Source organism: Roseomonas sp. SRI_022 (genome assembly GCF_057586215.1).
In genome coordinates this window covers 1-20,991 of the sequence record NZ_JBYCZL010000030.1, presented here as the reverse complement: position 1 = coordinate 20,991, position 20,991 = coordinate 1, and the positions used below count along the sequence as shown (strand labels likewise).

At 70.4% G+C, this 20,991-nt stretch carries 24 protein-coding genes, 1 tRNA gene and 1 pseudogene; 14 read left to right on the top strand and 12 right to left on the bottom strand.

What is annotated here, in order from left to right; all coding sequences use genetic code 11:
• Positions 1–22 precede the first annotated feature (22 nt).
• The 9 genes from AC2YHJ_RS23185 to AC2YHJ_RS23145 all read right to left on the bottom strand — a co-directional run bounded on the left by AC2YHJ_RS23185 (position 23) and on the right by AC2YHJ_RS23145 (position 8,811).
• Entirely contained in the window at positions 23–1,009 is a 987-nt protein-coding gene (locus AC2YHJ_RS23185) for a GNAT family N-acetyltransferase (protein ID WP_487398552.1), read from the bottom strand.
• On the bottom strand, positions 1,006–2,208 hold the full coding sequence (locus tag AC2YHJ_RS23180; RefSeq protein ID WP_487398551.1) for a pyridoxal phosphate-dependent aminotransferase: 1,203 nt from the start codon (positions 2,206–2,208) through the stop codon (positions 1,006–1,008). The genes AC2YHJ_RS23185 and AC2YHJ_RS23180 overlap by 4 nt, the downstream gene beginning before the upstream one ends.
• Before the next feature lie 39 nt (positions 2,209–2,247).
• A complete protein-coding gene (locus AC2YHJ_RS23175; protein WP_487398550.1) occupies positions 2,248–2,709 on the bottom strand; it encodes a GNAT family N-acetyltransferase in 462 nt (153 codons plus the stop codon).
• Positions 2,706–3,908: a pyridoxal phosphate-dependent aminotransferase gene (locus AC2YHJ_RS23170; RefSeq protein ID WP_487398549.1), complete on the bottom strand. Its 1,203-nt coding sequence runs from the start codon at positions 3,906–3,908 to the stop codon at positions 2,706–2,708. The genes AC2YHJ_RS23175 and AC2YHJ_RS23170 overlap by 4 nt, the downstream gene beginning before the upstream one ends.
• 126 nt (positions 3,909–4,034) lie before the next feature.
• Complete coding sequence (locus tag AC2YHJ_RS23165) at positions 4,035–5,000, bottom strand: Bug family tripartite tricarboxylate transporter substrate binding protein (protein WP_487398548.1); 966 nt, start codon at positions 4,998–5,000, stop codon at positions 4,035–4,037.
• Between the two features lie 52 nt (positions 5,001–5,052).
• Positions 5,053–5,853 (bottom strand): ABC transporter permease subunit, encoded by an 801-nt coding sequence (locus tag AC2YHJ_RS23160; protein WP_487398547.1) that lies wholly within the window; start codon positions 5,851–5,853, stop codon positions 5,053–5,055.
• Positions 5,850–6,680 carry an ABC transporter permease gene (locus tag AC2YHJ_RS23155; RefSeq protein WP_487398546.1) on the bottom strand — a complete coding sequence of 277 codons (831 nt, stop codon included), beginning with the start codon at positions 6,678–6,680 and terminating at the stop codon, positions 5,850–5,852. Before AC2YHJ_RS23155 ends, AC2YHJ_RS23160 begins: the two co-directional genes overlap by 4 nt.
• Positions 6,677–7,720, bottom strand: coding sequence for an ABC transporter ATP-binding protein (locus tag AC2YHJ_RS23150; protein ID WP_487398545.1), 1,044 nt, complete (start codon positions 7,718–7,720; stop codon positions 6,677–6,679). The genes AC2YHJ_RS23155 and AC2YHJ_RS23150 overlap by 4 nt, the downstream gene beginning before the upstream one ends.
• Positions 7,717–8,811, bottom strand: coding sequence for a polyamine ABC transporter substrate-binding protein (locus tag AC2YHJ_RS23145; protein ID WP_487398544.1), 1,095 nt, complete (start codon positions 8,809–8,811; stop codon positions 7,717–7,719). Before AC2YHJ_RS23145 ends, AC2YHJ_RS23150 begins: the two co-directional genes overlap by 4 nt.
• Before the next feature lie 259 nt (positions 8,812–9,070).
• Here AC2YHJ_RS23145 and AC2YHJ_RS23140 point away from each other — a divergent pair, with 259 nt between their 5' ends.
• The 3 genes from AC2YHJ_RS23140 to AC2YHJ_RS23130 are packed head-to-tail and all read left to right on the top strand — an operon-like array spanning position 9,071 to position 12,117.
• Positions 9,071–9,721, top strand: coding sequence for a hypothetical protein (locus AC2YHJ_RS23140; protein ID WP_487398543.1), 651 nt, complete (start codon positions 9,071–9,073; stop codon positions 9,719–9,721).
• Between the two features lie 52 nt (positions 9,722–9,773).
• On the top strand, positions 9,774–11,711 hold the full coding sequence (locus tag AC2YHJ_RS23135) for a glycosyl hydrolase family 28-related protein (RefSeq protein WP_487398542.1): 1,938 nt from the start codon (positions 9,774–9,776) through the stop codon (positions 11,709–11,711).
• 28 nt (positions 11,712–11,739) lie between these two features.
• Positions 11,740–12,117, top strand: coding sequence for a phage tail fiber protein (locus AC2YHJ_RS23130; protein WP_487398541.1), 378 nt, complete (start codon positions 11,740–11,742; stop codon positions 12,115–12,117).
• On the opposite strand, the gene AC2YHJ_RS23125 is transcribed toward AC2YHJ_RS23130, so the two are convergent.
• On the bottom strand, positions 12,114–12,509 hold the full coding sequence (locus AC2YHJ_RS23125; RefSeq protein WP_487398540.1) for a hypothetical protein: 396 nt from the start codon (positions 12,507–12,509) through the stop codon (positions 12,114–12,116). The genes AC2YHJ_RS23130 and AC2YHJ_RS23125 overlap by 4 nt on opposite strands.
• A 78-nt stretch (positions 12,510–12,587) precedes the next feature.
• Between AC2YHJ_RS23125 and AC2YHJ_RS23120 the strand changes: the two genes are divergently transcribed.
• The 4 genes from AC2YHJ_RS23120 to AC2YHJ_RS23105 all read left to right on the top strand — a co-directional run bounded on the left by AC2YHJ_RS23120 (position 12,588) and on the right by AC2YHJ_RS23105 (position 14,809).
• Entirely contained in the window at positions 12,588–13,256 is a 669-nt protein-coding gene (locus tag AC2YHJ_RS23120; RefSeq protein WP_487398539.1) for a structural protein, read from the top strand.
• Positions 13,253–13,504: a hypothetical protein gene (locus AC2YHJ_RS23115; protein ID WP_487398538.1), complete on the top strand. Its 252-nt coding sequence runs from the start codon at positions 13,253–13,255 to the stop codon at positions 13,502–13,504. The genes AC2YHJ_RS23120 and AC2YHJ_RS23115 overlap by 4 nt, the downstream gene beginning before the upstream one ends.
• A 204-nt stretch (positions 13,505–13,708) precedes the next feature.
• A complete protein-coding gene (locus tag AC2YHJ_RS23110; RefSeq protein ID WP_487398537.1) occupies positions 13,709–13,894 on the top strand; it encodes a hypothetical protein in 186 nt (61 codons plus the stop codon).
• 135 nt (positions 13,895–14,029) lie between these two features.
• A complete protein-coding gene (locus AC2YHJ_RS23105; protein WP_487398536.1) occupies positions 14,030–14,809 on the top strand; it encodes an enoyl-CoA hydratase/isomerase family protein in 780 nt (259 codons plus the stop codon).
• 48 nt (positions 14,810–14,857) lie between these two features.
• Here the strand turns inward: AC2YHJ_RS23105 and AC2YHJ_RS23100 are convergent, their stop codons facing one another.
• Complete coding sequence (locus AC2YHJ_RS23100; RefSeq protein ID WP_487398535.1) at positions 14,858–15,313, bottom strand: GFA family protein; 456 nt, start codon at positions 15,311–15,313, stop codon at positions 14,858–14,860.
• A gap of 125 nt (positions 15,314–15,438) precedes the next feature.
• Positions 15,439–15,513 (bottom strand) — tRNA-Thr (locus tag AC2YHJ_RS23095).
• A 396-nt stretch (positions 15,514–15,909) separates the two neighbouring features.
• Here AC2YHJ_RS23095 and dcd point away from each other — a divergent pair.
• From dcd to AC2YHJ_RS23060, 7 genes and pseudogenes are all read left to right on the top strand, one after another.
• Complete coding sequence (dcd, locus tag AC2YHJ_RS23090) at positions 15,910–16,464, top strand: dCTP deaminase (protein ID WP_487398534.1); 555 nt, start codon at positions 15,910–15,912, stop codon at positions 16,462–16,464.
• Between the two features lie 16 nt (positions 16,465–16,480).
• Entirely contained in the window at positions 16,481–17,740 is a 1,260-nt protein-coding gene (murA, locus tag AC2YHJ_RS23085; protein WP_487398533.1) for a UDP-N-acetylglucosamine 1-carboxyvinyltransferase, read from the top strand.
• 50 nt (positions 17,741–17,790) lie between these two features.
• Complete coding sequence (hisG, locus tag AC2YHJ_RS23080; RefSeq protein WP_487398532.1) at positions 17,791–18,498, top strand: ATP phosphoribosyltransferase; 708 nt, start codon at positions 17,791–17,793, stop codon at positions 18,496–18,498.
• Positions 18,495–19,787 carry a histidinol dehydrogenase gene (hisD, locus tag AC2YHJ_RS23075; RefSeq protein WP_487398531.1) on the top strand — a complete coding sequence of 431 codons (1,293 nt, stop codon included), beginning with the start codon at positions 18,495–18,497 and terminating at the stop codon, positions 19,785–19,787. The genes hisG and hisD overlap by 4 nt, the downstream gene beginning before the upstream one ends.
• Positions 19,788–19,898: 111 nt before the next feature.
• Positions 19,899–20,117: a translation initiation factor IF-1 gene (gene infA, locus AC2YHJ_RS23070; protein WP_026033499.1), complete on the top strand. Its 219-nt coding sequence runs from the start codon at positions 19,899–19,901 to the stop codon at positions 20,115–20,117.
• 6 nt (positions 20,118–20,123) lie between these two features.
• Positions 20,124–20,711 (top strand): Maf family protein, encoded by a 588-nt coding sequence (locus tag AC2YHJ_RS23065; RefSeq protein ID WP_487398530.1) that lies wholly within the window; start codon positions 20,124–20,126, stop codon positions 20,709–20,711.
• Positions 20,696–20,991, top strand: a pseudogene (locus AC2YHJ_RS23060) (ribonuclease E/G); the annotation flags it as partial. The gene AC2YHJ_RS23065 and the pseudogene AC2YHJ_RS23060, both read left to right, overlap by 16 nt.

Genomic DNA, 20,991 nt, shown 5'->3' with positions numbered 1-20,991 from the left:
GGAGGAAGGGCCGACGCCTCGCTCAGACCTGCTTCCAGAAGAAAACGGTGTCGCAGGCCTCGCGCGCCGCGTTCAACTCAAGGCCCGGGATCCGGCCGAGTTCCTGCCAGGCCTCGGTGCGGTACAGCGCCTCGGCCGCGCTGCCAGCGCGCGCATCCAGGGTGATGATCCGTCGCCCATGGGCGCGCGCCGCCTGTTCCGCGCGGCGCATCAGCGCCCGCCCGATGCCGCGCCGGCGCATTGCGGGATCGACCATCAGCGTGCGGATCGACGCCGCATGCGGCGCCGTCTCCTCGGTCGCGAGATCGAGGATCACGCTGCCGGCGAGTTGCCCGTCGAGCCAGGCGGCGAGCAGCACGCGGCTGCCGGCCGCGACCGCCGCCGAGGCCGTTTTCCAGAAGGCCACCGCGCGGTCGCGCGACAGCGGCGGCATGAAGGTCAGGGACGCGCCATCCGCGACGCAAGCGATCAGCAATTCGGCGAGGCGGCGTTCCGCGCTGGCTGCCGCCGCGGCGTCGAGGGCTTCCACCACCAGCCCCGCCGCCGGCTTGGCGTAGCGGAATTCCAGCGAATGCGAGATGTCGTCGAGGATGCGGATGGAACCCTGCCGGACATAGCCGCGCTTCTCGTAGAAGCCATGCGCGCGGGTGAAGCGCGTATCGGTCCACAGCACCATGCGCTCAGCGCCAGCGGCGCGGGCATGGGATTCAGCGGTGTCGAGAAGACGCGCCGCCAGGCCGCTGCCGCGCGCGGCAGAATCGACATACATGCGGCAGATTTCCCAGGCCGCGTCCTCCTTCAACGGACGCGCGCCGATCATGCCGACGATCCGCCCCGCCTGTTCCGCGGCCCAGAGCGTGCCGCCCTGGTCGCGGAAATAGGTCTCGAGCGCCCGCAGTTCCGGCACCTCCCCGTCCACATCGAGGATGCAGCCGGGATATTCGCCCCAGCAGGCGCCGATCAGGGCGATGAAGCCCTCGGCGTCGGAATCCCGTCCGGGACGGATCACGAAAGCTCCCGGCAGAACTCCTGGATGCGCCCGCAGGCCTCGCGAAGGCTCTCCATGTCCGTCGCGTAGGAGATGCGCATGTAGGGCGACATACCGTAGGCCGCGCCCTGCACCGCGGCGACGTACTTCTCCTCGAGCAACGCGATGCAGAAGTCGGTGTCCGTCTCGATCCGCTTGCCCGCCTTGGTGGTCTTGCCGAGGCAGCCCGCGATGTTCGGGAAGACGTAGAAGGCGCCCTCGGGCTTATGGCAGGCGATGCCCGGGGCAGCGTTCAGCATCTCCACCACCAGGTCGCGGCGGCGGCGGTATTCCTCAGCGCGCTCGCGCACGATGTCCTGCGGGCCGTCGAGAGCGGCGGCGGCGGCGGCCTGCGACACGGTGGAGATGCCCGAGGTCGCCTGGCCCTGCATGTTGACCATCGCCTTGATCAGCGCCTTCGGCCCGCCGCAGAAGCCGACGCGCCAGCCGGTCATGGCATAGGTCTTGGACGCGCCGTTGACCGTGAGCGTACGGTTCTTCAGTTCCGGCGCGACCTCGGCGATGGTGCAGAACTCGAAGCCGTCATAGACGAGGTGCTCGTACATGTCGTCGGTCATGACCCAGACATGCGGGTGCTTCTTCAGCACCTCGGCGATCGCCTTCATCTCGTCGCGCGAACACGCCGCGCCGGTCGGATTGTTCGGGAAGTTCAGCATCACCCACTTGGTCTTGGGCGTGATGGCCGCTTCCAGGTCCTCGGGGCGCAGCTTGAAGCCGTTGTTCTGCGGGCAGGACACCAGCACCGGCTTGCCGCCGGCGACCTTCGCCATGTCGGCATAGGAGATCCAGTAGGGGGCGGGGATCGCCACCTCGTCGCCCGGATCCACCGTCGCCATGAAGGCGTTGTAGATGCACTGCTTGCCGCCATTGGCGACCATGATCTCGTCCAGCGCGTAGTCGAGCTTGTTGTCGCGCTTGAACTTGCGCTGCACCGCTTCCTTGAGTTCCTTCGTCCCGTCCTGCGGCGGGTACTTGGTGTCGCCGGCCAGCGCCGCCTTGTGCGCGGCCTCGATCGCATGCGGCGGGGTCGGGAAATCCGGCTCGCCGGTGCCGAGGCTGATCACCTTGATCCCCTGCGCCGCAAGCTCGCGCGCCTTCATCGTCATGACGACGGACGCGGAGACGGAAACCTCACTCATACGGGCGGCGAGAGCTGGCATTTTCTTTCTATGTCCCTTCGGGAGAACAGAGGCGCGAAACTAGGCCGGGTGCGGCACGGCGCCAAGGCGGGCCGGGCGTTCATAGAGCCAATCGAAATCCTGCTCCCCGGTACGGACGAAGCCCTGCTTCTCCCAGAACCGGTGGACCGGGCTGCCTTTCAGAACCTCGATCCGCACCGGCAGGCCGGGGTGGCGCGCGGCGACGGCGGCGAAGACGGCAGCACCCAGGCCACGGCCCTGCGCATCGGGATCGAGGTAGAAGGAGTGGATTTCGACGTGATCAGCCGCGCGGGCCGCAGCGACGCAGCCAACGAGGTGCCCCTCGCACTCGATGGCCGAAAGCGTCGCCGGGTCGAAGCCGGCGCGCATCCGCGCGCGCCGTCGCGCCGGGTCATAGCGGCCGACGCGGTCGAGATCGGCCCGCAGGACGCGGACCGAAAGGTCGAGGAGCGGCTCGAAATCAGCCTCCTCGACCGGGCGCAGCGTGAAGGCCGCGCTCACTTCATCCCGGCGCAGAATGCCTGGATGCGCGTGCAGGCTTCCTTCAGCGCGGCATCGGACGTCGCGTAGGAGATGCGGAAGTGTCCCGGGGAGAGAAAGGCCGCGCCGTGCACCGTGGCGACGCCGGTTTCTTCCAGCAGCGCGATGGTGAAGTCCTCGCAGGTGCCGATCGTCTTCCCGCCAGCAGTGGTCTTGCCGATGCAGCCGCGCATGTCCGGGAAGACGTAGAAGGCGCCTTCCGGCTTGTGGCAGCGCAGGCCGGCGCAGGCATTGAGCATGTCCACCACCATGTCGCGGCGCCGCTCATAGACGACGCGCATCGCCTCGATGCTCTCCTGCGGGCCGGCCAGTGCCTCGACCGCGGCGGCCTGGGAAATGGACGACGTGCCCGAGGTGGACTGCCCCTGCAGCTTGTCCATCGCCTTGATCAGCGCGACCGGCGCTCCGGCGAAGCCGATGCGCCAGCCGGTCATCGCATAGGCCTTGGAGCAGCCGTTCATCGTGACCGTGCGGTCGCGCAGGCGCGGCTCAACCTCGAGGATCGTGGCCACCTTGAAGCCGTCGTAGATCAGCTTCTCGTAGATATCGTCCGTGAAGATCCAGACGTTCGGGTGCTTCATCAGCACCTCGGTCAGCGCCTTGATCTCCGCGGCGGAATAGGCCGCGCCGGTCGGGTTGCAGGGGTTGTTCAGGATCAGCCACTTGGTCTTCGGCGTGATCGCGGCTTCCAACTGCTCGGCGGACATCTTGAAGCCGGCATTCTGGCCGCACTGGACGATTACCGGCTTGCCTTCGGCAAGCTCGACGATATCCGGATAGGACACCCAGCACGGGGCGGGGATGATCGCCTCATCGCCCGGATTGATGGTGGCGAGCAGCGCGTCGAAGATCACCTGCTTGCCGCCGGTGGAGACGATGATCTCCTCCGGCTTGTAATCGAGGCCGCTGTCGCGCTTGAACTTCTCGCAGACGGCCTTGCGCAGTTCCATCGTGCCGGCGACGTCGGTGTACTTCGTCTCGCCGCGCTGGATGGCGGCGATCGCAGCGTCCTTGACGTTCTGCGGCGTGTCGAAATCCGGCTCACCGGAAGACAGCCCGATGATGTCCTTGCCCGCCGCCTTCAGCGCGCGCGCCTTCCCCGTCATGGCAATGGTCAGCGAGGGCGATATCCGGTTGAGGCGGTCGGCAATCAGGGTCATGGCGGTCCCGGCTGGGTTCTGGCGGAGGGGGCGGACCCTAATCCCGCCTCCCCCGCCCATCAACCCGGCTTCGCGACAACCCGCGGGCGCACGCCACGCATTCCTCGGGACCGCGCGGCCCGGCGCTCAGTCGCGCCAGGGCTTGCGCGCCCAGATGGCGCGCAGCCGGGCATCCTCCTCCAGGAACAGCCTCTCCTGCGCCTCGGCGGCCATGGGGCGCAGCGGCAGGTTCAGGCGCGTGGCCTCGGCGATCCAGGCGGGGTCGGCATTGGCGGCGGCGACGGCAGCGCGCAATTCGTCGCGGATCGCCACCGGCAGGTTGGGCGGCGCGACCAGCCCGCGGGTGGACCCGCCAAGCACCGCGAAGCCCAGTTCCCGGAAGGTCGGCACGGCCGCGGTGCCGGACCAGCGCTCGGGGCCACCCTGGGCCAGGGCGCGGACCAGCCCTTCCCGCATCAGGCCGAGCCCCTCGCTCATGTTGAAGGACCCGACGTCCAGGCTGCGGGACAGCACACCGGTGACGATGGGCGGGGTGCCGTTGAAGGGCACGTGGGAATACTCGGTGCCCGTGGCGTCCTGCAGGGCGAGGACCAGCAGGTGGTCGTCGCTGCCGACCCCGGCCGTGCCGATCGTGACCTGTCCCGGCCGTGCCTTCGCCGCCGCAACCAGGTCGGCGACGGAGGTGATCGGGCTGTCCGCCTTCACCCACAGCCCGCAGGGGTCCTCGATGACATTGCCGAGGAATGTGAAGTCCTGCACGCGGTAGCGCACCTGGCGCTCGATCGGCAGGGTGATGGAATTGGGTGCCTGGGCGGCACCGATGGTGAAGCCGTCCGGGGCGGCCTGGGCGATGCCTTCGAAGGCCTGCTGGCCGCCCGCGGTGGGGCGGTTGACCACGACGAAGGTCGCGCGCGACAGGCGCTGCTGGACGAAGGGCAGGATGGTGCGGGCCAGGATGTCCATGCCCCCGCCCGCCGGCCCGGGCACCAGCACCTGGATCGGTCGGTCCGCCGGCCAGGCGGCCCGCGCCAGCCTGGGTCCCGCCACGGTGCCCGCCGCCGCCAGGGCGCCGAGCATCTGTCTGCGTCGCATGCGTTTCTCCCACCCGATCGTTCCAGGGTGAGAGGCTAGGGTGCTTTCCACATCAGCGGGAGTCACCGCGCTGGCGCAGCAGCAATGCAGCGGCCGCCAGCATGGCCCCGACACCGATCACCACCACCGCGCCGAGCGCGTTCACCTCCGGCGTCAGCCCCAGCCGCAGCATCGCGAACAGCGCCATCGGCAGGGTCGTGCCCGCCGGCCCCGAGACGAAGGAGGCGATCACCACGTCATCCAGCGACAGGGTGAAGGCCAGCAACCACCCCGCCCCCAGCGCCGGTGCGATCAGCGGCAGGGTAACGGTGCGGAAGGCGGTGAAGGGCGTGGCGCCAAGGTCCATCGCCGCTTCCTCGAGGCTGCGGTCGGTCTCGGCGAGGCGCGCCTGCACCACCACGGCGACGAAGGCCGCGCCAAGCGTCGCATGGGCCAGCAGCACGGTCAGCGCACCCCGGCCGGCCGGCCAGCCGGTCGCGATCTCCAACGCCACGAACAGCAGCAGCAGCGACAGGCCGGTCACCACCTCCGGCAGCACAAGCGGCGCGCCGATCAGCGCCCCGAACAGCGCCCGGCCGCGAAACCGGCCGAACCGCGCCAGCGCCCAGCCCGCCGCGCCGCCGAGCAGCACCGCGAGGCTCGCCGCGCCGGCGGCGATGCGCAGCGACAACCCCGCCGCCTCCACCACCCGATCATTGGCCACCAGCGCGGCGAACCATCGCAGCGAAAAGCCGCCCCATTGGAAGGGGATGCGGTCGGCGCTGAAGGCATAGCCGACCAGCAGCAGGATCGGCAGCCACAGGAAGGCGAAGCCCGCGGCCATCGCGACGGAGATGAAGCGGCCGCGGCTCACGACCGCGCCTCGAGGCGCTGGAATAGGCGGATCGGCACCAGCAGCAGCGCCAGCAGCCCGACGGCGAGCGCGGCGGCGACCGGCCAGTCGCGGTTCTGGAAGAATTCCTGCCACAGGACGCGGCCGACGAGTTGCGCCTCCGGAGGGCCCATCAGTTCGGGAATGACGTATTCGCCGGCCGCCGGGATGAACACCAGCAGGAACCCCGCCGCGGCCGCCGGCGCCGTCACCGGCAGCGTCACGGTGAAGAACGCCGTCGCCGGCCTTGCACCCAGATCCGCCGCCGCTTCCCCGAGCGTCGGGTCGAGCCGCAGCAGCGCGGCGAACAACGGCAGGACCGCGAAGGGCAGATAGGCATGCACCATGCCGATCAGCATCGCGCCTTCGGTGTAGAGCAGCGGCAACGGCGCATCGGTCACGCCGAGCGCCATCAGCATGCCGTTGATCCAGCCCTCGTCCCGCAGCAACCCGATCCAGGCGCCGACGCGCAGCAGGAAGCCGGTCCAGAAGGGCAGCATCAGCAGCGCCAGCAGCAGCACCCGCCGACCGGGCGCGGCGCGCGCGATGCCCATTGCCATGGGATAGGCGACGAGAAGGCAGCAGGCGGCGGTCATCGCCGCAATGCGCAGCGCGGTGACCAGCGCATCGAGGTAGTAGGCATCCTCGAACAGCGTCGCGAAGCCGGTGATCGACCAGGCCAGGCGGAAGGGCGGCAGGCCGGAATCGGCCTCGGCGAGCGCGATGGCGAGCAGGATCGCCGCCGGTGCGGCGACGAAGACCAGCAGCCAGGCCCAGACCGGCGCGAGGACCGCGAGCCGCCCGGTCATGACGCGAGCGGCACCACGTCGGCGGCATCCCAGGCGAGGACCACCTCCGCACCGCGGCCGGGCGGCGCGCCATCTTCCTCGGCATGGGCCACGCGTAGCACGGCGCCGCCGGGCAGGCGCACCAGCAGGAGCGTGTCGTCGCCGCGGAAGGCGGCGTCCTCGACCATGCCATGGACGGTGTTCGGTCCCGACGCGTCGGGCGCGAGACGGACGCGTTCGGGCCGCAGCGCCACCGCCACGGTGCCGGGGGGGATCGCCGCGGCGAAGGTGACGCCGGCCTCGGCGCTGTCGAAGCCGCCGACCGCTGCATGGCCCTCCAGCACATTCGCCGCCCCCAGGAAGCGGGCGACGAAGCGGGAGGCCGGCCGTTCGTAGATCGCGCGCGGCGCGCCGAGCTGCGCGATGCGCCCGCCCTCCAGCACTGCGACGCGGTCGGCCAGCGCCAGTGCCTCCTCCTGGTCATGTGTGACCATGACGAAGGCGGCGCCGGTCTCGCGCTGCAAGGCGCGCAATTCGAAGCCGGTGCGTTCGCGCAAGCCCGCATCGAGCGCGCCGAGCGGTTCATCGAGCAGCAGCAGGCGCGGACGCATCACCAGGCTGCGCGCCAGCGCGACGCGCTGCTTCTGCCCGCCCGACAGCTGGTGCGGGCGGCGGCGGTCGAAGCCTGCCAGCCCGACCATGGCGAGGGCTGCCGCGACGCGGGAAGCAGCCTCGGCCTTGGCCACCCCGGCGCGGCGCAGCCCATAGGCGACGTTGTCCGCGACGCTGAGATGCGGAAACAGCGCATAGGACTGGAACATCATGTTGATCGGCCGCGCCCAGGGCGGCGTCGCGGCGATGTCGGTCCCGTCGAGCAGCAGGCGCCCAGAATCCGGCGCCTCGAAGCCCGCGATGATGCGCAGCAGCGTGGACTTACCCGAGCCGGAGCCGCCGAGCAGGGCGAAGAACTCGCCCTCAGCGATGGTGAGGTCGAGCGCATCGAGCGCAAGCGTCGGACCGAAGCGCTTGGTGATCGCCTCGGTCTGAAGGAGCGGCTTCAACGCCCCGCCTTGAAGCGCGACCACAGCCGCGTGCGCGCGCGCTCGGCCTCCCGCGGCGGCGTGCCGGCGACGAATGTGCGCGCCAGCGCCTCAGCCGAGGGGAAGACGTTGGGGTCGTTGCGCACCGCCTCATCCACCAGCGGTCGGCTGGCCGGCACCGCGTTGGGGTAGCGGACATGGTTGGTGATGCCGGCCATCACGTCGGGCCGCAGCAGGAAATTGATGAATTGCTGCGCGGCCTCGGGGTTCGGTGCATCGGCCGGGATCGCCATCATGTCGAACCAGAGCTGCGCGCCTTCGCGCGGCGCGACGTAGCCGACCTCGACGCCGCGGCCGGCCTCCCGCGCGCGCGCCTGCGCCTGGATCACGTCGCCGGAATAGGTCAGCGCGACGCAGGCCTCCCCGGTCGCCAGCGCATCGAGGATCGAGGAGGATGCGATGATCGCGCGCACATGGCGGCGGATGCCCATCAGTGCCTGCTCGGCGGCGCGCAAATCGTCCGCGGCGTTGCTGTTGGGGTCGCGGCCGAGCCAGCGTAGCACGGAGGGCAGCACGTCCGTCGGGCTGTCCATCACCATGATGCCGCAGCGCGCGAGGCGCGCGGCATTCTCGGGCTTCAGCAGGATGTCGAGATTGTCGAGCGGCACATCCGGACCGAGCGCCGCACGCACGCGATCCGCCCGGATGCCGAGCCCAACCGTGCCCCACAGATAGATCGCACCGTGCCGGTTGCCGGGATCGATCGCCGCAACCCGTTCCATCAGCACCGGGTCGAGGTTGCCCCAGTTCGGCACGGCCGCGCGGTCGATCGGGCGCAGCGCGCCGGCGCGCACCAGGCGGGCGAAGGTGGGCTCGCTGGTCGGCACCACGATGTCGTAGCCGGACCGCCCGGCCGACAGCCGACCTTCCAGCGTCTCGAGGCTGTCATAGACGTCGTAGCGCACACGGATGCCCGTCTCCCGCGTGAAGCGAGCGACCGCATAGGGATCGATGTAGTCGGACCAGTTGTAGACGTTCAACACCCGTTCCTGCGCCGCGGCCGGCAGGGCCATGGACAGCAGGGCGAGCAGCGGCAGCAGGCGTCGGAACATCGGCGCGGGGTCCCTCGGGCGGCGATCGGCGGATCGGGCGAGACTAGCCATGCGCAGGGCGCCTGCCATCCCCTGCCGGCTCATTCCTCAATAGGATTTATTGCCTTGACTATCGGCAATGTTTCCTGTATTCACCCCACATCAAGGGGCGAGATGCGTCCGGCATCCCACCCTCGCCCCTGATTCCGACAGCCCGACCCACAGCACCCGCCTCGGCCGAAGGCCCGCGCCTTCCGTCGCGGCGGGCGAGGAGCAACGCATGCCCTTCCTCTCCAGCGGCCTTGCGGCGCTGACCACCGCGAACGGCTTCACCCTGTGGCACTACCGCACCCAGGATGACCGCGCGAGCGTGCTGGCGCCGGGCTATTTCGCCGTCGCCGCAGCGCGGCTGCTGCCCGGCGACATCGTCATCGTGCAGGCGGCGGATGCGACAGCGCTGGTGCCGATCCGTGGCGGATCCGTGGCCGGCGGCGGCGTCACGGTGGATGGGTCGGGCGGCGCGCCGGCACTGCTGCGTTCGGCCACGCTCCTGACCGATGTCGCCGTTGCCGCCGCGGCGATTGCGCGGGCCATCGTGCTCGATCCGCCTCCCGCCCTGCTGCTGCCCGGCGATACGCTGGTGGCCGGCGCGGCGATCACCGGCCCGATCGTGCAGGTCACCATCCATTTTCGCACCGCAACCGGGACGAATGTGGCGCCGCCGCAGACGGTGCCGGTGCTCGCCGGCCGCGCGACGGTCAGCTTCACCGCGCCGCAGCCAGCCGGCGGCTTTCGGCTGTTCGCCGTCGATGCCGCCGACCCAATGAACGCCAGCCTGTCGCCGCCCTTCGCCGTGACCCAGCCGCCGCGCCTGCTGACCGAGGCGGGCGGCACGCTGCTGCTCGAAAGCGGCGTCATCCTGGTTCTCTAGAGCCGCCCTGGCTCCTCTCCTCTCCCCGTCCCGAGCCCCCGAGGAAGACCCCATGTCCGACACCAAGATCAGCGCGCTGCCGGCGATTGCCGCGGCGGCGGATGCCGACCTGCTGCCCATCGTCCAGGGCAGCGGCGGCTCGGCCGTCACACGGCGCACCACGCTCGCGCAGCTGCGCGGCGGCATCCTCGCCGACCGTGCCTATCATGTTCGGGATTTCGGCGCGGTCGGCGATGGCACGACCAACGACGCGCCGGCGATCCAGGCGGCGATCGATGCGATGAACGCGGCGGGCGGCGGCACGCTGGAATTCGGCCCCCGGTCCTACCGTATCGCCAGCCCGATCGTGGTGGACAGCGTGTCCATCGTCTTCCAGGGCGCGGGCTTTACCGAGGGTGCGAACATCGCTGACGGCACCTGGCTGCGCATCGACACCACCGGCTTCACGCCCTTCACCTTCACCGGCACTGGCGCGCGCGGATCGTCGGTGCGCGACATCGCGGTGCGCCAGACCCACAGCACGACCCAGGATGCGAGCTGGGCGCCGACCAACTACGACTTCGTCTTCCGCGTGCAGGACTGCCTGGGCTCGGTGGAGTTCAAGAACGTGCTGCTGGTCGCGGTGAACCGCGGGGTCTGGTGCGACAATTCCGGCCGGCTGAACATCGAGAGCCTGCGCGGCCAGGTCTTCACCACCGGCATCGAGATCGATCGTGCCTACGACACCTGCCGCATCCAGCACATCCATTTCTGGCCCTTCGCCACATCGGACGACGATGTGGTGCGCTGGCAGCAGCAGAATTGCGATGCGGTGGTGCTGCGCAAGGTCGATGGCATCTTCATCGACGATGTCTTCACCCTCGGCGCGCGATCGGTGCTGCGGCTCGCGCCCTCGGCCTCGGGCGTCACCACCAAGCTTTATGTCGGCAGCCTCTATGCCGATTTCGCACTCTATCCGATCTGGATCGAAGGCAACGGCGTCACCGGCCAGATCGCCAATCTCACAACGCAGTCCGAACTGTTCAGCTCCGGCGGCCAACCATTGCCCGGCGCCATCGGCATCCGCATCGACAGCAACAACGTCCGGCTGCAGATCGGCAATCTGCGCATCGACGATGCGGAGAGCAACGCAGTCCGCGTCAACGGCTCCGGCAACCGGCTCGACATCTTCTCCTTCCGTGCCGAGTACTACAATCAGCTCAACGACGGTTCGGCCGCGATCCACCTCGCCAATGTCGCCGCCGGCACGCCGAATGCGGTGCATCTCGGCTGCCCGGCGCTGCTCGGCAACGGCAATGCCGGCCCACTGATGAACAGCGGCACCAACGGTCATGTGGCATTCGGCGCGCCGGCCGGGCGGATCGACCGGCCGGGCGTGATGCTCGGCACCGAGAACAACGGCTTCTTCGCGCCATCCTCGACCGAGCTCGCCGCCTCGGCCGCGGGGGTCGAGGTGCTGCGCGCCTCCTCGGCCGGGACGGTGACGCTGGGCGGTGCGTCTGGCGCGCATGGCTTCGGCGTCACGACGCCGGCGAGCAGCGTCAACCGCGTCGTCGTGACCAGCGCGATCACCGCAGGCGCGCCCTCGGTCGCGGCGCAGGGGAGCGACGCCAACATCGCGCTCGCCATCGCCGCCAAGGGCACCTCGACAGTGCGGCTCCAGACGCGCGGGCAGACCGCGTTCGAGGTGAACGCCACCGGCACGCCCGGCAACTACATCCGCACCGATGCCGCCGCATCGGGCGGCGCGCCACGCTTCATCGCTCAGGGCGGCGACACCAACATCGCGCTGCAGCTCTCGCCAAAGGGCACGTCCTTCGTCGAGAGCACGGCGCCCTTCCGGCTGCCGAGCTACACCGTCGCGACGCTGCCCTCCGCCGCGACCTTCGCCCGCTGCCTGATCTACGTGTCGGACGGCACGGCGAACAAGCGCTTCGCGATCAGCGACGGGACCTCCTGGCGCTGGCCGGACGGCGCGGTGGTGAGCTGAACGCAACACGAGCGAAGGACATGCAGCGATGACGGCACTGACCGACTACGCAAAGAACCTGCTCGCCCGATCTCTGATCGGGCGGCAGCCAACCCTGCCGACGGCGGTCTGGGTCGCCCTTGGCACCGGCGGCACCGATGCCGCCGGCCTGACCGGCGAACCCGCCGCCGGCACCGGCTATGCCCGGCAGCCGGTCTCCTTCACCGGCAGTGGCACGCAGCGCAACGCCGCCGCGCTGCGCTTCGGCTTCACGACCACGGCCGGCACCCTGACCCATGTCGGGATCTTCGATGCCCTGGCCGGCGGCAATGCGCTGGCCTGGGCCGCACTCGGTTCCCCCGCGACGCTGGGCGCGGCCGGCAGCGTCACCATCCCGGCGGAGAGCCTGACCGTGCTGGCCGACTAATAACCGGGCGACCGCGACCGGATCCCCGCCCCGGCCGACCGGCCCGCATCCAGCAGCGCCTGGGTGCGGTCCATCGCCCAGGTGGCACCCATATGCGGGCGCATATCGCCTTCGCGTTCATCCGTGACCGCGTAGGTGACGAGGTAGCCGCGCCCGGCCCGCCCGGCGATCACCGCCAACTCCACCACCATGAAGCTGATGTGCAGGTCGGGCGTGCAACTGTCGTTGCGCTCGATCTGCATGCGCACCGCGCGCTGAAGCCCGCCGATGAAGGCGATCGCGTCGTCGCGCGCATCGGCATGGCGGACGACGTGGATGCAGGACGCCGCGGCACTGCCGGCCGAGGCCACCAGCCCCAGCATCGCCGCCGCCATCACGCGCCTCGCCGCCATCCGCACCCCCTGACCGTCACACGAGGATGCCCCGGAAGCACAGCCCGGGGCCAGCCTTCCGCATCCCGAGGAGCCTCCATGGACCCCCGCCAATCCCGCGGCTACCGCAACCGCAACCCGGGCAATATCGACCACCAGCCGGCCAATCGCTGGCAGGGGCTGGACGATCCACCCATCGAAGCCGCCCCGCCTGGCGGCCGCGCCCGCTTCGCGCGCTTCGTCTCCCACGAATACGGGATCCGGGCGCTGGCGCTGCTGCTGACGACCTACCAGGACCGGCACGGGCTGCGGACCATCCGCGGCATCGTCACCCGCTGGGCGCCGGGTGCCGAGAACGACACCGAGGCCTATATCGCCGCCGTCGCGCGGCGGACCGGGCGCCATCCGCGCGGCGAGCTCGACCTGCATCGCCATGAGGATCTTCACCCGCTGGTGGAGGCGATCATTGCCCATGAGCTCGGCGGCAATCCCTACGGTCGCGCCACGATCGACGCCGGGCTCCGCTTGGCTGGCGTGGTGCCGGGGGGGCGCGCGGCCGTCGCGCGCAGCGGCACCGCCCGCGCCGCGGCAGGCACCGCCGCAGCCGGCGTCGGCGGCGTCGCGGTGACGGAAGTGCTGGCCCAGGCCGCCCCGCATCTCGGCGGCCTGGCGGAACTGGCCCGCGCACTTGGTCCCTGGGTGATTGCGGCGACGATCGTCGCGGCAGCCGCCTGGTTCGTCTGGCAGCGCGGCAGGCGGTCGGCATGAGCGCGATTGCCGGTCTGCTGGCCGCCGCCTGGTCCCGGGCGGCGGGTTGGATCGCGGTGACGGGCGCGGCACTGACGGTGCTGCTTGCCGCCTATGCGACCGGGCGGCGCGACGGCCACCTGGCATCAAGGACAACAACGCTGGAGCGCGCGACGCGCGCGCGGGAGATTCGCGATGCGGTGGAACGCGACCTGGATCGGTCTGGCGATGCTGCTGAGCGGCTGCGCCGGGATTGGCAGCGGCGGTGAGGGCTGCGGGCCCTGGCGGCCGATCCTGGTCTCGGCAGAGGACCCGCTGGAGGAGGCGACGGCGCGTGCCATCCTGGCACACAACATGACGGGGCGGCAGCTCTGCGGCTGGTGAGCGGCGCCGCATGCGCACGCGCGACCGCTCCCTGTCAGGAAACGCAATGGCTGGGCCGATGCCGTCGCTGAGGCCGCTATCCGGTACGCTTGGCCAGCGTCCTGCTGGGCATCTGGTGCCTGATAACGGCCCTCATCGCGCATAGAAGCGACATCAACCAGTTCCTGTCGCATGTGGCGATGACGGGCGGCTTCTTCGCCTTGGCGGCAGCCGGTGCCGGCGCACTGGCCGTGTTCGGCGGGGCCCCGGCGGGCCCCTGGGCCTATCTGTCCTAGATTGCTACCTCGGTAGGAAGCGCCGGCGAGTGACGTGCGGCGCCAATCGACCCTGCCGCTCGCGGCGACGATACACCGCCAGGCATGGTCAGACGCACCGCTTTGGGGAAGCATGGCGCCGATGAGAGGGACGCCATGACCGAAGACACCCGCCTGGACCCGCCGAGCCTTGAGATCGCGGGCCGCCGCGCCACCATCCGCCTGCATCGCGCCCGGCATCGCAATCGCATCGAGCCGGGCGACATCGTCCGCATCCTCGAGCATTTCGAGACGGTGGATGCGAACCGCGACCTGCGCGTGCTGGTGCTGGCGGCGAGCGGACCGGCCTTCAGCGCCGGCTTCCACCTTGGCGGCTTCGCCGAGGATCGCGCGGCAGCCGCCCGCGCGCCGAGCTTCGAGGTAATGGTCGATCGCTTCGAAAAGCTGCGCGTGCCGACCATCTGCCGGGTGCAGGGTGGCGTCTATGGCGGGTCCACCGACCTCGCGCTGGCCGCGGATTTCCGCATCGGTGTCACGGGGATGGAGATGTTCATGCCGGCCGGGCGGCTGGGCGTGCACTACTATCCGGGCGGGCTGCAGCGCTACGTCTCGCGCCTGGGCATGAACACTGCGAAGCGGCTGTTCCTGACGGCGGAGAAGCTCGGCGCGGAGGAATTGCTGCGCATTGGCTACCTGACGCAGTTGGTGGCGCCGGAGGCGCTGGATGCGGCGGTGGACCGGTTGGCCGGGACGCTGGAGGTCATGGCACCACTCGCTGTGCAGGGCATGAAGCAGGCGCTGAACGAGATCGGCCACGGTGCGCTGGACGTCGCCGCCTGCGAGGCACGGGCCAAGGCCTGCAAGGACAGCGCGGATATCCAGGAAGGCCTCGCAGCGTTCCGAGAGAAGCGGGCGCCGGTGTTCCGCGGGGCGTGAGCGGCGGTCCGGCGGGGCCGGTATTCGCCGACGCCCACGTTGCGGCGGCTACGGGGACGGGTCCTCCGCCAGGCTGATGATCGGCACCGGCGGGTTCTGCGCGAAGGACAGCGGCCCCCCTGGCACCCCCACCCAGTCCTGGGCGCTGCGCGTCCACACATGCACGGTGGGACGCAGGCCGGAGACGCTGTCCAGCGTGCCGAGCCGGATGGTCTGGTAGATGTCCGGCGCGGTGCCGCGTTCCACGCCGAGGACCGACGTGCCGCAATCGCCGCAGAACCAGTGCGTCAGTTGCACGCCGCTGTCGCCGGTCCGGGTCTGGGGCTTCAGCGTGCCGCGTGTCAGACGGAAGTCACGGCCCCGGACGACCATGGAAACGACGAAGGCGCTCCCACTGCGCCGCTGACAGGCCGTGCAATGGCAGGCGAAGACGACGGATGGAGGGGCGTCCACCTTGAACCGAATGGCGCCGCATTGGCATCCGCCCAGCCGCGGGAAGGTCATGAATCGCCTCCGTCCAGTCGGAGGTTCATGGTGCGTTCCGGATGCCCTGCGGTCAATGGTGCGGCGCGGCCACGGCCCGGCAGGGTGCTGCTTCTCGTGGAATGTGTGCTGATTGAGGCTTCGGATGGTGCTGTTGGAGAGGATTGAACTCTCGACCTCTCCCTTACCAAGGGAGTGCTCTACCACTGAGCTACAACAGCGCCGGCGCGAACGCGGCGCCCTCCTTAAGCGGATGGCCTGCGCCGCGCAACCCCGATGCGCGCGCGCCCCTCACGCTGCGCCGCCCGGCTCTTGCGGCCGGCCCCGCCGGGCGCCACTTTTCCGGCGCCATGGCCCACCGTCCCGACCAGCCCCGCCAGCCGCAACCGGCGGCCGATCGCGCCGCCCGCCTCGCCGCTGCCCTGCGGGAGAACCTGAAGCGCCGCAAGGCCCAGGCCCGCGCCCGTGACGCCGCCGCGGACGAGCCCGCTGCCCCCGCCAAGGTTGCCGGCGAAAAGCCCTTGGGCTAATCCCACGGCCCCGGAGCGCCGGGGGCCGCCACGGCCCCCGCCCCCTCCCCTTCACGGCGCAGCGCGCCGCAGGCCAGGCGACAACCCATGCCCATCATGCCCGACAGCTGGATCCGCCGCATGGCGGCGGAACACGGCATGATCGACCCCTTCGTCGAGGCGCAGCGCCGCGAAGGCGTGATCTCCTACGGCCTGTCCTCCTACGGCTACGACGCGCGCGCGGCCGATGAGTTCAAGATTTTCACCAACGTCGACAACGCCGTGGTGGACCCCAAGGCCTTCAGCGAGGACGGCTTCGTCACCCGCAAAGGCCCGGTCTGCATCATCCCGCCCAATTCCTTCGTGCTGACGCACACGGTGGAATACTTCCGAATCCCGCGCGATGTGCTGGTCATCTGCCTCGGCAAATCGACCTATGCCCGCTGCGGGCTGATCGTGAACGTCACGCCGCTGGAACCCGAATGGGAAGGCCAGGTGACGATCGAGATCAGCAACACCACCCCGCTGCCCGCCAAGGTCTATGCGAACGAAGGCGTTTGCCAGTTCCTGTTCCTGCAGGGCGCTGCACCGCCCGAGGTCAGCTACGCCGACCGCCGCGGCAAATACATGGGACAGCGCGGCGTCGCGCTGCCCCGTCTGTAGAAGGTTGAATTCCTAGATGGACCGCATCCGCATCCGCGGCGGCCGCTCGCTGTCCGGCACCATCCCGATCTCCGGGGCGAAGAATGCCGCCCTGCCGTTGATGGCGACCGCGCTGCTGACCGACGGGCCGCTGACGCTGACCAACGCGCCGGACCTCGCCGATGTCACCACCATGGCCGGGCTGCTCGCGCAGCACGGGCTTGCGGTGGAACGGGACAAGTCCGCGCGGACCATCACCATGTCCGGCGCGGCGACGAACCTCGAAGCGCCCTACGACCTGGTGCGTAAGATGCGCGCCTCGGTCCTCGTGCTCGGCCCGCTGGTCGCCCGCTTCGGCCAGGCGCGCGTGTCGCTGCCCGGCGGCTGCGCCATCGGCACCCGCCCGGTGGACCTGCATCTCAAGGCGCTCGAGCAGATGGGTGCGGAGATCGAGATCACCTCGGGCTATATCGAGGCGAAGGCGCCCGGCGGCCTCAAGGCCGCGCGCATCATCTTCCCGCAGGTCTCGGTCGGTGCCACCGAGAACATCCTGATGGCCGCGACCCTGGCGAAAGGCACCACCGAGATCGTCAACGCGGCGCGTGAGCCAGAGATCTCCGACCTCGCCGCCTGCCTGATGCGCATGGGCGCGCGGATCGAGGGCCTCGGCACGGATCGCCTGCTGGTCGAAGGCGTCGATGCGCTGGGGTCGGCCGTGCATCCCATCATTCCCGACCGGATCGAGGCCGGCACCTTCGCCTGCGCCGCCGCCATCACCGGCGGGTCGGTGGTGCTGGGCGGCGCGCGGCTCGACCATCTCGGCGCTGTGGTGCGCATCCTGCGCGACGCCGGCGTCGATGTGGCGGAGACGGATGGCGGGCTGAAGGTGTCGCGGCTGAACGGGCTGCGCGGCACCGACGTGGTGACCGAACCCTTCCCCGGCTTCGCCACCGACATGCAGGCGCAGTTCATGGCGCTGATGTGCGTGGCCGAGGGCGCCTCGATGATCACCGAGACGATTTTCGAGAACCGTTTCATGCATGTGCCTGAATTGCTGCGCATGGGCGCGCGCATCAACTACCACGGCCATTCCGCCATCGTGCGCGGCGTGGCCCGGCTTGCCGGCGCGCCGGTCATGGCGACCGACCTGCGCGCGTCGGTTTCGCTGATCCTTGCGGGCCTTGCCGCGGAAGGCGAGACGATCGTCAACCGCGTCTATCACCTCGACCGCGGCTATGAGCGGGTGGAGGCGAAGCTCGCCGCGGTCGGTGCCGACATCGAACGTTTGCCGGGCTGAAACGGAATCACGATGACGCCGACTCGGCGCCCTTTGCTGTAGGCTCCGCCATGGATCACGCGCTTCCCACCCCGATCAGCCCCGCCACGCCCGAGGATGCCGGCCCGATCGTGCTGGCGCTGCCGAAGGGGCGAATCCTGTCGGAGCTCGGGCCCGTGCTGGCGCGGGCGGGCATCGTCCCGGCGGACGACTACGCGGACGAAAGCAGCCGCCGGCTGCGCTTCCCGACCGAGGATCCAGCGCTGGACGTGATCCGCGTGCGGTCCTTCGATGTCGCCACATTCGTAGCCCATGGCGCGGCGCAGATCGGCATCTGTGGCGCCGATGTGCTGATGGAATTCGACTACCCAGAGATCTACGCGCCACTCGATCTCGGCATCGGCCGCTGCCGGGTGTCGATCGCAGAGCCGGTCGTGACGCAGCCGGACGACCCGACCCGCTGGTCGCGCGTTACGGTGGCGACGAAGTATCCCAACATCGCCCAGCGCCACTTCGCCACCCGCGGCGTGCAGGCGGAGATCGTGCACCTGAACGGCGCGATGGAACTCGCCCCGTCGATGGGCCTGTCGCGGCTGATCGTGGACCTGGTGCAGACCGGATCGACGCTGAAGGCCAATGGACTGCGAGAGAGCGAGGTGATCGCGCACGTCACCTCCCGCCTCGTCGTCAACCGCACGGCGCTGAAGACACGGCCCGAGGCGATCGGCACCTGGATCGCGCGCTTCCGCACCGCGCTGGCGGGGCGCGACGCGCGGTGAAGCGCCTGAACACCGCCGACCAGGCTTTCGAACCGGCCTTCGCCGCCCTGCTCGACGAGGCACGCGAGACGACGAGCCGCGTCGATGCCGCGGTGGCCGAGATCATCGCCGCCATCCGCGCCCGTGGCGATGCCGCGCTGATCGACTTCACCGCCCGCTTCGACCGTTGGACGCCCGCCAATGCCGCCGCGCTGTGCGTCACGCCAGCGGAAATCGAAGCCGCCGACGCCTCCATCCGACCGGACCTGCGCGCCGCGCTGAACCTCGCCGCCGAGCGGATCGAGGCGTTCCATCGCGCACAGTTGCCGCGCGACCTTGAGACCACGGATGCCGCCGGGCTGACGCTCGGCATGCGCTGGGGCGCGATCGACGCGGTCGGCATCTACGTCCCCGGCGGCAAGGCGGCCTATCCGTCCTCCGTGCTGATGAACGCGATCCCGGCGCGCGCGGCCGCGGTGCCGCGCATCGCCATGTGCGTGCCCACCCCGGACGGCGTGCTGAACCCGCTGGTGCTGGCGGCGGCCAAGCGCGCCGGGGTCACCGAGATCTTCCGCATCGGCGGCGCCCAGGCGGTGGCGGCCATGGCCTGGGGCACGGCGTCGATCGGCGCGGTGGACCGCATCGTCGGCCCGGGCAATGCCTATGTCGCGGAGGCCAAGCGCCAGGTCTTCGGCCGCGTCGGCATCGATTCCATCGCCGGCCCATCCGAGGTCGTGGTCATCGCCGAAGCCGGCAACGATGCCCGCCACGTCGCCGTGGACCTGCTCGCCCAGGCCGAACATGACGAGAGCGCGCAGGCGATCCTGATCACCCCTGACGCGGCGCTGGCCGATGCCGTCATTGCCGCGGTTGATGCCGAGTTGCGCCACCTGCCGCGCAGCGCCATCGCCGGCGAATCTTGGCGCCGCCATGGCGCGGTCATCCTGGTGCGGGACCTGGCGGAGGCCGCGGCGCTGACCAACCGGCTGGCGCCGGAGCACCTGCAACTCATGGTGGCCAAACCTCGCGCCCTTCTCGCCCAGGTACGCCATGCGGGTGCTGCATTCCTGGGTCGCTTCTGCCCGGAGGCGGTGGGCGACTACGTCGCTGGCCCGAACCATGTGCTGCCGACCGGGCGAACGGCGCGCTTCGCCTCCGGCCTGTCGGTGTTCGACTTCCTGAAGCGCACCACATGGGTCGAGGCGGATGAGGCCGCGCTCGCCTCCGTCGGCCCCTCCGCGGTGGCGCTGGCGGAGGCGGAGGGCCTCACCGCGCATGCCCGCAGCGTCGCCTTGCGGCTCGGCGGCTGACGCGCGGCTTGACCCGGCGGGGTTCGCGGACCATTTTCCCGCCGATTTCCGGCGGCGCGGCTGCGCGCCGCGTTACCCCCTGCGCGCGTTGCGCGCCATGAATGAGGCCCGATGTCGAAGGAAGACATGATCGAGTTCAGCGGCCAGGTCGTTGAACTCCTCCCGAATGCCATGTTCCGCGTGAAGCTGGACAATGACCACATGGTCCTCGCGCACACCTCCGGGAAGATGCGCAAGAACCGCATCCGCGTGCTCGCCGGCGACCGCGTGAATGTCGAGATGACGCCCTACGACCTGACCAAGGGCCGCATCACGTTCCGATTCAAGTAAGCGCCGGTGCCCGACCCGCGCCCGCCGCTGGTGCTGGCGAGCGCCAGTCCGCGGCGCCTCGATCTGCTTGCCCAACTCGGCATCGTGCCCGATCGGGTCATCGCCACCAACATCGACGAAACCCCGACGCGGGGCGAGACGCCGCGCCCGCATGCGGCACGCCTCGCCCTCGGCAAGGCCGAAGCGGCGGCAACAGCTGCGCCCGATGCGCTGGTGCTTGCGGCCGATACGGTCGTTGGCGTCGGTCGCCGCATCCTCCCAAAGGCGGAGACGGCGCAGCAGGCGCGCGACTGCCTTGAGCTTCTGTCCGGGCGGCGGCATCGCGTGACCACCGCCGTGGTGCTCGCCCTGCCCGATGGGCGGCGGCTGAAGCGGATGGTGGAAAGCGCTGTCACCTTCCAACGCCTGACCGAGCAGCAGCTCGCCGACTACCTCGCCGGCGACGAATGGCGCGGCAAGGCGGGCGGCTACGCCATCCAGGGCCGGGCCGCGGCCTTCATCCGCTTCCTCTCCGGCAGCCATTCCAACGTGGTCGGCCTGCCGCTGTTCGAGACGGCGCAATTGCTGCGCGGCATCGGATGGCTGCGACCGTAATCGTCAGCGCTTCGCCCGGCGAGGTCCGCACCGCGCTGCTGCAGGGTGGCGTGCTGACCGAGGCCTGGGTCGAACGCCCCGCCCGCCCGGACGGCGTCGGCGACCTGCATCGCGGCCGGGTCTCGGCGGTCGCGCCCGCCATGGCCGGGGCCTTCATCGCCCTGGCCGGGGGCGAGACCGGCTTCCTGCCGGAACGCGAGACGGGCGAGGAGCGCCGCCCCATCGCCGCCGCGGTGCATGAGGGCATGATCCTGCCGCTGCGCGTGACCCGAGCCGCGCA

Coding starts and splice junctions, on each gene's coding strand:
- AC2YHJ_RS23180 (WP_487398551.1), bottom strand. CDS start 2,208: ATGCCAGCTCTCGCCGCCCGTATGAGTGAGGTTTCCGTCTCCGCGTCC.
- AC2YHJ_RS23170 (WP_487398549.1), bottom strand. CDS start 3,908: ATGACCCTGATTGCCGACCGCCTCAACCGGATATCGCCCTCGCTGACC.
- AC2YHJ_RS23165 (WP_487398548.1), bottom strand. CDS start 5,000: ATGCGACGCAGACAGATGCTCGGCGCCCTGGCGGCGGCGGGCACCGTG.
- AC2YHJ_RS23155 (WP_487398546.1), bottom strand. CDS start 6,680: ATGACCGGGCGGCTCGCGGTCCTCGCGCCGGTCTGGGCCTGGCTGCTG.
- AC2YHJ_RS23145 (WP_487398544.1), bottom strand. CDS start 8,811: ATGTTCCGACGCCTGCTGCCGCTGCTCGCCCTGCTGTCCATGGCCCTG.
- AC2YHJ_RS23140 (WP_487398543.1), top strand. CDS start 9,071: ATGCCCTTCCTCTCCAGCGGCCTTGCGGCGCTGACCACCGCGAACGGC.
- AC2YHJ_RS23135 (WP_487398542.1), top strand. CDS start 9,774: ATGTCCGACACCAAGATCAGCGCGCTGCCGGCGATTGCCGCGGCGGCG.
- AC2YHJ_RS23130 (WP_487398541.1), top strand. CDS start 11,740: ATGACGGCACTGACCGACTACGCAAAGAACCTGCTCGCCCGATCTCTG.
- AC2YHJ_RS23125 (WP_487398540.1), bottom strand. CDS start 12,509: ATGGCGGCGAGGCGCGTGATGGCGGCGGCGATGCTGGGGCTGGTGGCC.
- AC2YHJ_RS23120 (WP_487398539.1), top strand. CDS start 12,588: ATGGACCCCCGCCAATCCCGCGGCTACCGCAACCGCAACCCGGGCAAT.
- AC2YHJ_RS23115 (WP_487398538.1), top strand. CDS start 13,253: ATGAGCGCGATTGCCGGTCTGCTGGCCGCCGCCTGGTCCCGGGCGGCG.
- AC2YHJ_RS23105 (WP_487398536.1), top strand. CDS start 14,030: ATGACCGAAGACACCCGCCTGGACCCGCCGAGCCTTGAGATCGCGGGC.
- AC2YHJ_RS23100 (WP_487398535.1), bottom strand. CDS start 15,313: ATGACCTTCCCGCGGCTGGGCGGATGCCAATGCGGCGCCATTCGGTTC.
- dcd (WP_487398534.1), top strand. CDS start 15,910: ATGCCCATCATGCCCGACAGCTGGATCCGCCGCATGGCGGCGGAACAC.
- murA (WP_487398533.1), top strand. CDS start 16,481: ATGGACCGCATCCGCATCCGCGGCGGCCGCTCGCTGTCCGGCACCATC.
- hisG (WP_487398532.1), top strand. CDS start 17,791: ATGGATCACGCGCTTCCCACCCCGATCAGCCCCGCCACGCCCGAGGAT.
- infA (WP_026033499.1), top strand. CDS start 19,899: ATGTCGAAGGAAGACATGATCGAGTTCAGCGGCCAGGTCGTTGAACTC.